General features: G+C 70.9%; 11 protein-coding genes. 9 read left to right on the forward strand and 2 right to left on the reverse strand.

Going from position 1 to position 14,323, the window contains the following annotated elements; genetic code table 11:
• The first annotated feature begins 49 nt into the window (after window positions 1-49).
• A complete protein-coding gene (gene mutM, locus AB0H93_RS25835; protein ID WP_358575750.1) occupies window positions 50-940 on the forward strand; it encodes a bifunctional DNA-formamidopyrimidine glycosylase/DNA-(apurinic or apyrimidinic site) lyase in 891 nt (296 codons plus the stop codon).
• 50 nt (window positions 941-990) lie between these two features.
• Here mutM and AB0H93_RS25840 read toward each other — a convergent pair whose 3' ends face one another.
• A complete protein-coding gene (locus AB0H93_RS25840; protein WP_358575752.1) occupies window positions 991-1,392 on the reverse strand; it encodes an SRPBCC domain-containing protein in 402 nt (133 codons plus the stop codon).
• A gap of 60 nt (window positions 1,393-1,452) precedes the next feature.
• Between AB0H93_RS25840 and AB0H93_RS25845 the strand changes: the two genes are divergently transcribed.
• From AB0H93_RS25845 to AB0H93_RS25865, 5 genes are all read left to right on the forward strand, one after another.
• On the forward strand, window positions 1,453-2,052 hold the full coding sequence (locus AB0H93_RS25845) for an ABATE domain-containing protein (RefSeq protein WP_358575754.1): 600 nt from the start codon (window positions 1,453-1,455) through the stop codon (window positions 2,050-2,052).
• 263 nt (window positions 2,053-2,315) lie between these two features.
• Complete coding sequence (locus tag AB0H93_RS25850) at window positions 2,316-3,569, forward strand: bifunctional glycosyltransferase family 2/GtrA family protein (RefSeq protein WP_358575755.1); 1,254 nt, start codon at window positions 2,316-2,318, stop codon at window positions 3,567-3,569.
• Entirely contained in the window at window positions 3,566-5,677 is a 2,112-nt protein-coding gene (locus AB0H93_RS25855) for a glycosyltransferase family 39 protein (RefSeq protein ID WP_358575757.1), read from the forward strand. The genes AB0H93_RS25850 and AB0H93_RS25855 overlap by 4 nt, the downstream gene beginning before the upstream one ends.
• A gap of 143 nt (window positions 5,678-5,820) precedes the next feature.
• Window positions 5,821-6,537 (forward strand): response regulator transcription factor, encoded by a 717-nt coding sequence (locus tag AB0H93_RS25860; protein WP_093262694.1) that lies wholly within the window; start codon window positions 5,821-5,823, stop codon window positions 6,535-6,537.
• Window positions 6,534-7,982, forward strand: coding sequence for a HAMP domain-containing sensor histidine kinase (locus AB0H93_RS25865; RefSeq protein ID WP_358575759.1), 1,449 nt, complete (start codon window positions 6,534-6,536; stop codon window positions 7,980-7,982). The genes AB0H93_RS25860 and AB0H93_RS25865 overlap by 4 nt, the downstream gene beginning before the upstream one ends.
• A gap of 155 nt (window positions 7,983-8,137) precedes the next feature.
• Here AB0H93_RS25865 and asnB read toward each other — a convergent pair whose 3' ends face one another.
• Window positions 8,138-9,973 (reverse strand): asparagine synthase (glutamine-hydrolyzing), encoded by a 1,836-nt coding sequence (gene asnB / locus AB0H93_RS25870; RefSeq protein ID WP_358575761.1) that lies wholly within the window; start codon window positions 9,971-9,973, stop codon window positions 8,138-8,140.
• A 431-nt stretch (window positions 9,974-10,404) separates the two neighbouring features.
• On the opposite strand from asnB, the gene kdpF reads away from it, so the two are divergent.
• Genes kdpF through kdpB form a run of 3 tightly spaced genes read left to right on the forward strand, consistent with a single transcriptional unit; the run spans window position 10,405 to window position 14,227 of the window.
• Window positions 10,405-10,500 (forward strand): K(+)-transporting ATPase subunit F, encoded by a 96-nt coding sequence (kdpF, locus tag AB0H93_RS25875; protein WP_093262700.1) that lies wholly within the window; start codon window positions 10,405-10,407, stop codon window positions 10,498-10,500.
• Window positions 10,500-12,161, forward strand: coding sequence for a potassium-transporting ATPase subunit KdpA (kdpA, locus tag AB0H93_RS25880; RefSeq protein WP_358575762.1), 1,662 nt, complete (start codon window positions 10,500-10,502; stop codon window positions 12,159-12,161). The genes kdpF and kdpA overlap by 1 nt, the downstream gene beginning before the upstream one ends.
• The gene (kdpB, locus tag AB0H93_RS25885) at window positions 12,158-14,227 is read left to right on the forward strand and encodes a potassium-transporting ATPase subunit KdpB (protein WP_358575764.1); all 2,070 of its coding nucleotides are present in this window, start codon (window positions 12,158-12,160) and stop codon (window positions 14,225-14,227) included. The genes kdpA and kdpB overlap by 4 nt, the downstream gene beginning before the upstream one ends.
• Window positions 14,228-14,323 lie beyond the last annotated feature (96 nt).

Consider the following 14,323-nt stretch of genomic DNA (forward strand, 5'->3'; position numbering starts at 1 on the left):
ATCCGGGGCCGCGCGCCGGGGTCCGGCGCGGGTGGTCGAAGATGTTTTCGTGCCCGAGTTGCCTGAGGTCGAGGTCGTCCGGCGCGGTGTCGCCGACCATGCTGTCGGCCGGACGTTGTCCGGCGTCGAGGTCCTGCATCCGCGCGCTGTCCGCCGGCACGTGCCCGGTCCGGATGATTTCGCCGGTCGGCTCGCCGGTCGCTGCCTGAGCGCGGCGCGGCGGCGCGGCAAGTACCTGTGGCTGGAGCTCGGCGACGAGGCCGGTGCACCCGAGTCCGGCGGCGAAGCGCTCGTGGTGCACCTGGGGATGAGCGGTCAGCTGCTCGTGCAGCCCGGCGACGTCCCGGACGAGAAGCACCTGCGGGTGCGGATGAGGTTCTCCGACGACGGTCCGGAGCTGCGGTTCGTGGACCAGCGCACCTTCGGCGGCCTGCACCTGGCCGATCTGGTCGAGGTGGACGGGATCGCGCTGCCGAAGCCGGTGGCGCACATCGCGCCCGACCCGCTGGAGCAGGTGTTCGATCTCGAGGCGGTGGCCGACCGATTGCGGACGCGGCGCACCGGGATCAAGCGGGCGCTGCTGGACCAGAGCCTGGTGTCCGGCGTCGGCAACATCTACGCCGACGAGGCGCTGTGGCGGGCGAAGCTGCACTGGGCCCGGCCCACGGCGACGCTGACCCGGCCCAAGATCCGCGAGCTTTTCGGCGCCGTCACCGATGTCATGCAGCAGGCGCTGCACGCGGGTGGCACCTCGTTCGATGCCTTGTACGTCAACGTGAACGGCGAATCCGGCTACTTCGACCGGTCGCTGGCGGTGTACGGGCAGGCGGGGCACCCGTGCCCGCGGTGCGGGGCGTCGGTGCGACGCGACCCGTTCATGAACCGCTCGTCCTACACCTGCCCGGTGTGCCAACCCAAGCCCCGCAACGCCCACCTCTGACAGGCTCGTTGGGCGCCGTTCTCGCGCGAAAACGGCGGCCCCGCAAGGGCTCACGGCTCCGTTGTCAGGGCGGTCGTCACGGCGGTGATCGTGCGCTGCCAGTGGTCTCGTTGGCGGGCGCGCTCGTCCGCGTCGGCCAGCCACTCCTGGTGGAAGCGCAGTTGCGTGCGGTCGCCCTTGCCCACGATCGCGACCTGCACCGTCGTGTCGTGGTCCCAGTCGGCCGGTCGCCAGGTGAGCCGGACCCGGTCGAGCTCGCGGTGGCTGCGGATCTCGCCGGTCGTGCCGTCCGCTGTCCGGTAGGTCGCGCCCTTCTCCAGGGTGGCGCCCGCGCCGAGCCACAGCGCGATGCCCGCCGGGCCGGTGAGGAAGCGCCAGACCGCTTCCGGCGGGTGGGGCACGGTCTTGGAGACCCCGATCTGGAAGCCGACGTCCTTGGTCTGCCCGATCATGTGCGCCCCGCCCTCGATGTAACCGGTTAAAGTGGAAGAGAAACCGAATATAGTGGTTACATGCGGGTGGGAACAAGGCTGCTGACCGCGGCGACCGGCGAACGGTTCCGGTTCGACGCCGGGTGCTTCTGCCTGGAGCTGCTGATCACCGGCGGGCCGGGGCCGTACCAGCGCTACGAGATCCTGCACGAGCCGGCGGATCTGGTGCGCTGGCTGGAAGGCTCGCGGCTGGCCGAGGCCGCGCCGCTGTCCGGCGACGACATCCGCATCCAGCCCGCCGAACTCCGCCGCATCAAGCGGTTCCGGGACACGATGTGGTCGGTCGCGAAGGCCGTGGCGCACGGCGAGCGCCCGTCGAGCGCCGACCTGGAGGTGCTCAACGACAGCGCGGAGCCGCCGCCCCGGCCGCGCCTGAACCAGGCGACGGGCTTCCGGCAGTGGGCCTCGCCCGTCACCGGCAGCCAGATCCTCGGCGCCGCGGCCCGCGAGGCCATCGAGCTGCTCGGCGGCGATCGAGTCGAGCGGCTCCGGGAATGCGCGGCGGACGACTGCTCGCTGCTCTTCCTCGACACCTCCCGGCCGGGCTCCCGCCGGTGGTGCTCGATGCAGCGCTGCGGCAACCGCCACAAGGTGAACGCCCACCGGGCCCGCCAGTCCTGACTTCCGCGGGCGGGAACTTTCCGGTCCGCCGATTCGGCGTCCACAGTGGTCGTTGCCGGATCCTGCGGCGCGCGGTCGCTTCTGGGAAATCTTCGGGAAATTGCCGGAAGTCCGCTGATCGCGGCTGGAACGGTCCTGGCTGAGCTGCGGAAATGCGATCGGGTCCGGTCGCGGCCGCCGATTCCCAGGGATTTCCCAGCCTGTTTCCACGGCACTCGCACCTCGCCCCGGCTTGATGGACGCCGGAAGCGAGGTGGTGGGAGATGAATGCTGTGCCGCAGCTCGGCGTCGACGCGCATCGCGTGGCTCGCCGGACCGCGACGATCGACGTGGTGATCCCGGTCTTCAACGAGGAACGAACGCTCCCGGGATGTCTGGAGGTGTTGCGCGAGCACCTGTCCGAAGGTTTTCCGTTCGCCTGGACCATCACGGTGGTCGACAACGCGAGCACGGACGGCACGCTGGGCGTCGCCCGCGAGCTGGCCCGTTCGATGGACGGCGTGCGGGTGCTGCACCTGGACCGCAAGGGGCGCGGCCTGGCGTTGCGCACCGCGTGGGGTTACAGCGACGCGGATGTCGTGGTCTACATGGACGTCGACCTGTCGACCGGCCTGGACGCGCTGCTCCCGCTGGTCGCCCCGCTGGTCAACGGGCATTCGGACCTGGCGATCGGTTCCCGGCTGGCGACCGGCGCCCGCACGGTCCGCGGCGGCAAGCGGGAGGTGATCTCGCGCTGCTACAACAAGATGATCCGCTGGACGCACGGTGCCCGGTTCACCGACGCGCAGTGCGGTTTCAAGGCGGCGCGCGCGGACGTGGTGAAGCCGCTGTTGAAGCGCGTGAGCGACGATTCGTGGTTCTTCGACACCGAACTCCTGCTGCTGGCCGAGCACAACGGGCTGCGGGTGCACGAGGTGCCGGTGGACTGGGTCGAGGACGTCGACACTCGGGTCAACGTGGTGCGGACCGCCGTCGACGACGTCGCGGGCCTGGTCCGGGTGGCCCGCGCCAAGATCACCGGCGCGGCGAAGGTTCCCGGCCTGCCGCAGCGGCCCGCGCCGCGCGCCGCGCACCCGCAGGCGGTGCTGGCGAAGCGGGAGAACGGCCTGCTGTGGCAGCTGGTTTCGTTCGGCGTGATCGGCCTGGTGTCCACAGTGCTCACCTCGGTCCTGTACGCCCTGCTGCGCTCCTGGTGGCCGCCGCTGCTGGCGAACCTGGTGGCGCTGACCGTCACCACGTTGTGGAACACCGAGGCCAACCGCCGGTTCACCTTCCTCGGCGGGGCGAGCTCGTCCGGCCGCGTGCACCTGCAGGGGCTGGTCGTGTTCGCCCTCTACTACGTCGTCACCTCCGGCGCGCTGCTCGGGTTGCACGCCTGGCAGCCGGATTCGTCGCGGTGGCTGGAAGTTCTCGTGCTCGTGGTGTCTTCGATGATCGGAACCGGGCTGCGGTTCGTGCTGCTGAGGTCGTGGGTCTTCCGGCCCGCGGCACTGCCGGAGGAAGAGGAACAGGGATGATGTCGGTCGATGCGACGAACGCGCGGCGCGCGGCCGCGCCGTGGCAGCGGATCTCGCTGGCCGCGATCTGCGTGCTGTCCGGGGTGCTGTACGGCTGGGGAATCGGCGGGTCTTGGGGGAACTCGTACTACTCGGCGGCCGTGAAGTCGATGTCGCAGAGCTTCGAGAACTTCTTCTTCGGCTCCTTCGACCCGGCCGGCGTGGTCACCGTGGACAAGCCGCCGATGGCCCTGTGGCTGCAGGTGCTTTCGGTGAAGGTGTTCGGGTTCAACCAGTTCGCCGTGCTGTTCCCGCAGGTGGTGGCGGGTGTCGCCGCAATCTTCCTGCTGCACCGCGCGGTCCGGCGGTGGGCGGGGGAGCACGCCGCGCTGATCGCCGCGCTGGTGCTGGCGCTGACCCCGATCACGGTGGTGATCAACCGGGACAACAACCCGGACACGCTGCTCGTGCTGCTGGTCGTGGCGGCCGCGTACGCGATGACGCGATCCTTCGAGTCCCGCAAGGCCACCGGGTGGGTCGCGTTGGCGGCGTTCCTGGTCGGCTGCGGCTTCCTGACGAAGATGTTGCAGGCGTGGATGGTGCTGCCCGCCTTCATCGCGGCCTACCTGGTCGGCAGCCGCGCCGGTTGGGGGCGGCGCTTGCTGGACCTGGGCGTGGCGGCCGCGGTGGTCCTGGTCGGCTCGTTCTGGTGGGTCGTCGCGACCGCGCTGTGGCCGTCGCCGAAGCCGTACATCGGTGGCAGCGCGGACGGTTCCGCCTGGGATCTCGTGTTCGGCTACAACGGCTTCGGGCGGATCTTCGGCGGTGGTGGGGGCTTCCAACCGCCCAGCGGCGGGCTCCAACCGCCGGGTGGCGGCGGCCAGCCGCCGGGCGGTGGCGGCGGTTTCTCCGGCTCGTCGGGCGTGCTGCGGTTGTTCAACGAGCAGCTCGCCGGTCAGATCAGCTGGCTGCTGCCGCTGTGCGCGTTGGTGCTGGTCGCGATGCTGGTCGCCGGGGTGCGGCGGTGGCGCGGCGGTCGGCCGCTGGACCGGGAGCAGGTCGCGGGCTGGGTGCTCTGGGGTGGCTGGCTGGTGGTCATCGGCCTCATGTTCAGCTTCGCGCAGGGCATCATGCACCCCTACTACACGACGATGCTCGCGCCCGCGGTCGGCGCGATCGTCGGGGCCGGCGTCGTCCGGTTCTGGCGCTGGTACCGCCAACCGCAGGGCAAGGCGTGGCTGCTGCTTCCGGTCGGCGTCGCGATCACGGTGGCTTGGGCGGTGGCCATCGTCGCGCGCGACCTGAGCTGGCACGCGTGGGCCGGGCTCGCGGCCGTCGGGTTGGGCGTGCTCGCGCTGGTCGTGCTCGTGATCGGCCGGCGCGGCAAGGCGCTGGCCAGAACCGGCCTGGCGCTGGGCTTGGCCGCGGCCCTGGCGGTGCCGACGGCGTGGTCCGCGATCGGCGCGGTCAGCGCCCAGAAGGGCATGGGCGGTGCGAACCCGATGGCCGGGCCGGAGACGGGCATGCGCCCACCGGGCGCCACGCGGTTCCCGGGTGCGGGCGGCGACGCCGTGCCCCCGGACGGGCAGAGCCAGGACGGCGGGCAGAACTCGGTCGAGCCGGCCGACGCCGAGCAAGGGCCGATCTTGTTCGTCGGCGGCGTGGGCGGCGCCGAGTCGCTGAGCGCGGAGCAGCGCAAGATGCTCGACTACGTCCAGGCCAATGCGGGTGATCTCGACGTGCCGCTGGCGGTGGAGGGCGGCTCGATGGGCGCTTCGTCGTACATCATCGAATCGGACGTGACCGTGGTCGGCATGGGCGGATTCAGCGGCGGCGACGATGCCCCGTCGGTGGCCCGGCTGACCGAGTGGAAGCGGACCGGTCAGCTCGGCTTCGTCCAGCTCGGCGGCATGGGCGGCCCGGGCGGCATGCCGCGTCGCGGCGGCATGGGTGATCGGGACGGCATGGGCGACGGCGCACCGGATGGCGCGCAGCCTCCCGGCGGCATGCCGGGCGGCGAGGTCAGGCAGGAACGCGACGAGTGGGTGAAGCAGAACTGCACCCCCGTCGACCCGGCCGCCTGGGGAGGCGCGGCGGACACATCGGTGCAGCTCTACCGGTGCAACTGACCCGCGGGTGGGTGCGCGGCCGAGGTCGCGCACCCACCCCTTGGGGGCGCTCTGAGGTGGGTACTGTTCTGCACCGCACCTGCGGAAACACCGGCCCATCCGGTTCCCAGACTTCTTCCAGGCTTTTCCCAGGGAGGTGGGCGATGCTTGACGGCGTGGCGGATACCAACAGCGCGCGCGTCCTGGTCGTCGACGACGAGCCCAACATCCTGGAGCTGCTGACGGCGGCGCTGCGCCTCAGCGGATTCGAGGTGCACGGCGCGGGCACCGGTGCCGACGCGCTGCGGGCCGCCGTGGAGTTCCGGCCGGACATCGTGGTGCTCGACGTGATGCTCCCGGATCGGGACGGGTTCTCGGTCGCCTCCGAGCTGCGCGCCAACGGCAACGCCGTACCGGTGCTGTTCCTGACCGCCCGGGACGCCGTCGAGGACCGCATCGCCGGGCTGACCGCCGGCGGCGACGACTACGTCACCAAGCCGTTCAGCCTCGACGAGGTGGTGCTGCGGCTGCGCGCGATCCTGCGCCGGGTGCAGCCCGCGCAGGCCAACGACTCGCGGCTGCGCTACCACGACCTGGAGCTGGACGAGGAGACCTACGAGGTCCGCCGCGGCGGCAGCCTGGTGAACCTGTCGCCGACCGAGTTCAAGCTGCTGCGCTACCTGCTGATCAACGCGGAGAAGGTGGTCAGCAAGGTGCAGATCCTGGACCGGGTGTGGAACTACGAGTTCGGCGGGGACAGCAGGATCGTCGAGTCCTACATCAGCTACCTGCGGCGCAAGGTCGACTCCGCCGCGCCGCCGCTGATCCACACCATCCGCGGCGTCGGCTACGTGCTGCGCCTGCCGCCGGAGCAGCGATGACGGTGCTGCGGACGCTGCGCGGGCGGCTGGTGCTCGTGCTGGTCGGCGCGCTGGTGGTCGGCCTGTTCCTGATGGGGGTGACCAGCACCGCCCTGCTGAGCCGGTCGCTGGTCGAGCGCACCGACGACCGGCTGGCGGCGCTGTCCGAGCCGTGGGAGCACGGGCTGGTCGCGCCGCCGGACCCGCTGCGGCCCCCACCGGACCCCGCGCTCGAACGCGGCGAGCTGCCCACCGAGTTCCGGGTGCTGATGTTCGATCCCGGTGGCGGCCAGGTCGGCGCCGTGATCGGGCAGCCCCAGACCGACCAGGGCGGCCCGGTGCTGCGGGATCCGCAGCACGGCCCGGCGATCAAGACCGTGCCCGACCGGGCGGGCGGCTCGGACTGGCGGGTGCGGACGGTCGGCCTGCCCAACGGGCGATTCGTGGTGCTCGCGCTGTCGTTGGCGAACGTCGAGGCGACCGTGCGCCAGCTGATCGTCATCGAGCTGGTCGTCGGCGGCGCGGTGCTGCTCGTGCTGGCCGTCGCGGCGGCGCTGACGGTGCGGCTGAGCCTGCGGCCGCTGAACCGGATCGAGCACACCGCCGACGCCATCGCGGCCGGGCAGCTCGACCGGCGCGTGCCCGAGCAGGACCCGCGCACCGAGACTGGCCGGCTCGGCGCGGCGCTGAACACGATGCTCGGGCGGCTGGTGGACGCGTTGCAGCAGCGGGAGCACTCCGAGCTCCGGTTGCGGCGGTTCGTCGCGGACGCCGGGCACGAGCTGCGGACGCCGTTGACGTCGATCCGGGGCTTCGCGGAGCTGTACCGGCGCAGCGATCAGCACCGCGAGGAGGACGTGCGGATGATGATGCGGCGCATCGAGTCCGAGGCGGTGCGCATGGGCGGCCTCGTCGACGACCTGCTGCTGCTGGCCCGGCTGGACCGGGAACGCACCATAGACCTGGTCGACGTCGATGTGGTGCCGCTGGTGCAGGACGTCGTGCAGGACGGGCGGGCGCGCGACCCCGAGCGGGAGATCGAGCTGCGGGACGGGAATCGCCCGCTGCGGGTGCTCGCCGACAGCCCCCGGATCCGCCAGGTGCTGACGAACCTGGTGAACAACGCCCTGATGCACACCCCGCCGGGCTCGCCGGTCACCGTCGAGGTCGCGCGGGGTTCGGCCGGGGGAGGGGCGCTCGCGGCGGCCGGCGCGGAGCTGCCGGCGGGCACCCCGGTGGCGTTGATCTCGGTGACCGACACCGGCCCGGGCATCCCGCCGGAGCACGCACCGAGGATCTTCGACCGCTTCTACCGGGTCGACGACGGCCGACACCGCGACGCCGGCGGAACGGGCCTCGGCCTCGCGATCACGACGGCGATCGCCGAGGCCCACAACGGCAGGGTGGAACTGCACGCCAACCCCGACGGCGGCAGCACCTTCCGCCTCCTCCTGCCCCTGACCTGACCGCCCACCCGGGACACAACGCCCCGGGACCGATCGTGCCGTCCCGCATCGCGGAACTCCGGTTCCACTTCCGCAATTTCAATGGAAATCGGACCTCCGATTTCCATTGAAATTGCGTCCCTCCGAGACGGGGTTCCCTCTTCCGGGGGTTCCGGTCAGAGCTTGATCGTCGGGTTGTGGATGTCGAACCACACCGACAGGTCGAGGGCCCTTTCGAAGGTGAAGCGCGCCATCGGGTCGATCCGCGCCGGGTCCTGCGCCAGCGCTCCGCGCAGCCACCGCTCGTCGAGCAGCGACAGCGCCGGGTCTCCCGCGGCGACGAGGTCCGCCACCTGGCGCTGCAGCACCGCCGCGTACTTCGGGTCCTGTGTGGACGGATACGGGCTCTTCACCCGCTCCAGCACCGACTTCGGCAGCACGTCGGCGGTGGCGTGCCGCAGCAGGCTCTTCTCCCGGCCGTCGAAGGTCTTCAGCGACCACGGGGCGTTGAAGACGTACTCCACCAGCCGGTGGTCGCAGAACGGCACCCGCACCTCAAGGCCGACCGCCATGCTCATCCGGTCCTTGCGGTCCAGCAGGACGCGGACGAACCGGGTCAGGTGCAGGTAGCAGATCTCCCGCATCCGGCGCTCGAAGTCGCCCTCCCCGTCGAGCACCGGGACCGAGCCGATGGCGTCGCGGTAGCTGTCGGCCACGTAGGACTCCAGGTCCAGCGCCGCCGCCACGTCGGGGCTGAGGATCTCCGCCCGCTCGGTGGAGTGCGCGCGCACCGCGGCGATCCACGGGAAGGTCTCGGCCTGCCGCACCTGCGGGTCGTGGAACCACTTGTAGCCGCCGAAGACCTCGTCCGCGGACTCGCCGGACAGGGCCACGGTCGAGTGCCCGCGGATCGCCTTGAACAGCAGGTAGAGCGACTGGTCGAGGTCGCCCATCCCCAGCGGGAAGTCCCGGGCCTGCACGGTGGCGCGGCGCACGGCGGGATCGGCGAGCGCGTCGGGGTCCAGGACGATGTCCTGGTGCAACGACCCGACGTGCTCGGCGACGTCGTGGACGTACGGCGTGTCGGGCGTGCCACGCATCTCGTCGGGCACGAAGTTGTCGGCCTGGCCGAGGAAATCGACCGCGAAGCTGCGGACCTGCTCGCCGCTGCGCGCCAGCTGGCGGCCGGCCAGCGCGGTGATGGCGCTGGAGTCCAGGCCGCCGGAGAGCAGCACGCAGCGCGGCACGTCGGAGATCAGCTGCCGCGCGACGATGTCGTCGAGCAGCTCGCGGACGTGCGCGACGGAGGTCTGCTGGTCGTCGTCGTGCGCCGCGGCCCGCAGCCGCCAGTAGGTGTGCTCGCGCAGGCCCTTGCGGTCGACGGTGACGACGGTGCCCGGCTCCACCTCGCGCATGCCGGACCACATCGCCTGCCGCGGCGTCTTGACCATCGTGAACATCTCGCGCAGCCCGCCGACGTCAACGACCTTCTCGGCCAGCGGGTTGGCCAGGATCGCCTTCGGCTCGGAACCGAAGAGCACGCCTTGCTCGGTCGGGTAGTAGTACAGCGGCTTGATGCCCATCCGGTCGCGGATCAGCAGCAGCTGCTCGCTGCGGGTGTCCCAGACGGCGAAGGCGAACATCCCGTTCAGGTGTTCGGCGACCTGCGGGCCCCACTCCAGGTAGCCGTGCAGCACGACCTCGGTGTCGCTGTCGGTGTCGAAGCGGTGGCCGCGGCGCCGCAGTTCGTCACGCAGTTCGGTGAAGTTGTAGGCCTCGCCGCTGTAGACGATCGCGACCTCGCCGTCGGGCGTCGCGGCCTCCATCGGCTGAGCCCCGCCGGGCAGGTCGATGATGGCCAGCCGCCGGTGGCCGAGGGCGGCGTGCGGGCGCACCCAGGTGCCGCCGGCGTCCGGGCCGCGGCAGGTCATGGTGGCGCACATGGCGTCGATGGCGGGTTGTTCGCCGGTCAGGTCGCGCTGGAAGTCGATCCAGCCGGAGATGCCGCACATTTCGGGTTCTCCTCCGTGTCGGTTTGACCTCGCGTCGGGCCGCGGGCGCCGGGTTCCGGGTGGTCCGAGCCACACGCGCTTTCATTAGCCAGGTTAACGAGATCGTTGCATCGACGAAACCAACTCACGGAGTGAAGTCAGCCACTCACAAAACGTGCGGATCAGCGAAACCGCCCGAAAACCGGCGCCGCCGCCTCACTCGATCGGGCGCATCAAGAACGCATCAATGCGTTCGGGGCGGGTGTCAAGGAGCCGTCATGGGCCTTGGCCGCGCCCGTCGCGGGGATTTCGCTGGACGTAGGCGGTCACCACGAGCCGGTGGCCCGATTTCGAGTGAAGGAGTGCGCAGCGGTGGCTGATCTCGCCTACGCCGTGCTGCTGATCGGCGGGTTCCTCGTCCTGGCGTTGACCCTCCGCGGTTTGGAGCGCTTGTGAGCACCTTGCTAGCCAACGTCGCCGGAGGCGTGTTGGCGCTGCTGTTGATCGGTTACCTGTTCGTCGCGCTTATCCGGCCGGAGAAGTTCTGATGAGTTCCCCCATGGTCGGCCTGGTGCAGGTCGGCCTCCTGATCCTGGCCATCGGAGTGGTCTACCGGCCCCTCGGTGACTACCTGGCCCACGTCTACACCAGCGAGAAGCACTGGCGCGTCGAGAAGGCGGTGTACCGCCTGGTGCGCATCGACGGCGACGCCCAGCAGCGCTGGACCACCTACGCCGCCGGCGTCCTCGGCTTCTCGGTCATGTCCGTCGCGCTGCTCTACCTGATGCAGCGGTTGCAGCCGCTGCTGCCGCTGAGCTTCGGCCGCGGCGCGGTCGACCCCGCGACGGCGTTCAACACCGCGGTCAGCTTCGTGACCAACACGAACTGGCAGTCCTACGTGCCGGAGCAGGTGCTCGGGCACACCGTGCAGATGGCCGGGCTGACCGTGCAGAACTTCGTCTCGGCTGCTGTCGGCATGGCGGTGGCGATCGCGCTGGTGCGCGGCTTCGCTTCCGCCGGAACCGGCCGCATCGGCAACATCTGGGTGGACATCACCCGCGGCTGCACCCGCGTGCTGCTGCCGATCGCGGTCATCGCGGCGGTGCTGCTGGTCGCGCTCGGCGGGGCGATGAGCCTCGCCTCGGGCATCCACGTCATCGGCCTGGACGGCCAGGAGCACATCATCGCCACCGCGCCGATCGCGAGCCAGGAGGTCATCAAGGAGCTCGGCACCAACGGCGGCGGCGTGCTCAACGCCAACTCGGCGCACCCGTTCTCCAACCCCGGCGGCATCAGCAACCTGCTGGAGATCTTCCTGATCCTGGTCATCCCGCTGGCCCTGACCCGCACCTTCGGCACCATGGTCGGCGACCGCCGCCAGGGCCGGGTGCTGCTGACGGTGATGGTCGCGATCATGGCCGTGATGACCGCGGTCGTCTGGTGGGCCGAAAGCCACCCCAACGGCCCGGCGACGCTGGCCGCCGGCGGTGCCCTGGAAGGCAAGGAAACCCGCTTCGGGCTGTTCCTCTCCGGCCTGTTCGCGGTCGCCACGACCGGCACCTCCACCGGCGCCGTCAACGCGATGCACGACAGCTTCACCGGGCTCGGCGGTCTGGTGCCGCTGCTGAACATGCTGCTCGGCGAGGTCGCGCCCGGCGGCGTCGGCGCGGGGTTGTACGGCATCCTGGTGCTGGCCGTGATCGCGGTGTTCCTGGCCGGGCTGATGGTCGGCCGCACGCCGGAGTACCTGGGCAAGAAGCTCGGGCGGCGGGAGGTCACCGCGGCCGCGCTGTCGATCCTCGTGATGCCCACGATGGTGCTGCTCGGGGCCGGCACCGCGCTCGCGCTGCCGTCCACTGAGGACGCCCTGAACAACACCGGCGCGCACGGCCTGTCGGAGGTCCTCTACGCCTTCGCCTCGGCGGGCAACAACAACGGCAGCGCCTTCGCCGGGCTGACCGTGAGCAGCGACTTCTTCCAGGTCGCGCTCGGCATCGCGATGCTCTTCGGCCGGTTCGTGCCCATCCTCGCGGTGCTGATGCTGGCCGGCGCGGTGGCCCAGCAGCAGCGCGTTCCCGCCACCGCGGGCACGCTGCCCACCACCGGCCCGCTGTTCGCCGGGCTGCTCGGCGGCACCGTCATCCTCGTCGCGGCGCTGACCTTCCTGCCCGCGCTCGCCCTCGGCCCGATCGCGGAGGCCCTCGCATGACAACCACGCTGGAGAAACCCCAGGAATCGCAGCAGGAAACCGGGCCGCGGAAGATGACCGCGGGCGCGTTCAGCCCGCGCCAGCTGTGGACGTCGCTGCCGGAAGCGCTGCGCAAGCTGAACCCGAAGCACCAGCTGGCCAACCCGGTCATGTTCGTGGTGTGGGCCGGCTCGGTGCTGACCACCGTGCTCGCCGCGGCCGAACCGGACGCGTTCAGCATCTCGGTGGCCGCCTGGCTGTGGTTCACCGTGCTGTTCGCCAACCTCGCCGAAGCCGTCGCCGAAGGCCGCGGCCGGGCGCAGGCGGAATCGTTGCGGCGCACCAAGACCGAGGCGGTCGCGCGGCGGCTGGTCGACGGCGTCGAGGAGCAGGTGCCGGGCACGGCGCTGCGCATCGGCGACCGGGTCGTGGTCGAGGCCGGCGAGGTCATCCCCGGCGACGGCGACGTCGTCGAGGGCATCGCGACCGTCGACGAATCGGCGATCACCGGCGAATCCGCCCCGGTGATCCGGGAATCCGGCGGCGACCGCTCGGCGGTCACGGCCGGCACGACGGTGCTCTCCGACCGGATCGTCGTGGAGATCACCACCAACCCGGGCGAAACGTTCGTCGACCGGATGATCGCGCTGGTCGAGGGCGCGCAGCGGCAGAAGACGCCGAACGAGATCGCGCTGACGATCCTGCTCTCCACGCTGACGATCATCTTCCTGCTCGCGGTGGTCGCCCTGCAGCCGATGGCCGGCTACTCCGGCTCGCTGCTGTCGGTGATCACCCTGACCGCGCTGCTGGTGTGCCTGATCCCGACGACGATCGGCGCGCTGCTGTCGGCGATCGGCATCGCAGGCATGGACCGGCTGGTGCAGCGCAACGTGCTCGCCAAGTCCGGCCGCGCCGTGGAGGCCGCAGGCGACGTGGACACGCTGCTGCTGGACAAGACCGGCACGATCACCTTCGGCAACCGGCGCTGCACCGAGCTGCTGCCCGTCGGCGGCGCCACGCTCGGCGAGCTGGCCGAGGTCGCGCGGCTGTCCAGCCTCGCCGACCAGACCCCGGAGGGCACCAGCATCGTGGCGTACTGCGCCGAGCAGTACGGGCTGCCCACGCGGCCGCGCGGTTCGGAGCTGCAAGCCGAAGAGGTCGCCTTCACCGCGCAGACCCGGATGAGCGGCATCGACATCGACGGCCGCGAGATCCGAAAGGGCGCCACCAGCGCGGTGCGCGCCTGGGCCGGCGGCATCTCGTCCGAAGTGGAGGGACTCACCGAGGAGATCGCCTCGGAGGGCGGCACGCCCCTGGTGGTCGCCGAGCGCAGTGGCGGCGAAACCCGCGTGGTCGGCGTGATCCGGCTGTCCGATGTGGTCAAACCCGGCATGAAGGAGCGGTTCGCCGAGCTGCGCGCGATGGGCATCCGCACCGTGATGGTCACCGGCGACAACGAGCTCACCGCCAAGGCCATCGCCGCCGAGGCCGGCGTCGACGACTACCTCGCGGAGGCCAAGCCCGAGGACAAGATGGCCCTGATCAAGGCCGAGCAGGAAGGCGGCCGGCTGGTCGCGATGACCGGCGACGGCACCAACGACGCGCCCGCGCTCGCGCAGGCCGACGTCGGCGTGGCGATGAACACCGGCACGGCGGCGGCCAAAGAGGCCGGCAACATGGTCGACCTCGACTCCGACCCGACGAAGCTGATCGAGATCGTCGAGATCGGCAAGCAGCTGCTGATCACCCGCGGCGCGCTGACCACCTTCAGCATCGCCAACGACCTGGCCAAGTACTTCGCGATCCTGCCCGCGATGTTCGTGGCGATCTACCCGCAGCTGGACGCGCTGAACATCATGCGGCTGGCCACCCCGACGTCGGCGATCCTGTCGGCCGTCGTCTTCAACGCGCTGGTCATCATCGCGCTGATCCCGCTGGCGCTGCGCGGGGTCCGCTACCGGCCGACCACGGCGAGCGCGCTGCTGCGGCGCAACCTGCTGGTCTACGGGCTCGGCGGCATCGTCACGCCGTTCCTCGGGATCTGGCTGATCGACCTGGTCATCCGCTTCATCCCGGGCATCGGCTGAGAGGGCCCGGGACATGCCGAGGATCCCGTTGGTCCGCAATTTCAATGGAAATTGCGCTCCTCCGGCGTGTCAGGTCCCGACACGCCCGGACCTGTG

This window comes from Saccharopolyspora sp. NPDC050642, from assembly GCF_040654735.1.
GTDB lineage: Bacteria > Actinomycetota > Actinomycetes > Mycobacteriales > Pseudonocardiaceae > Saccharopolyspora > Saccharopolyspora elongata.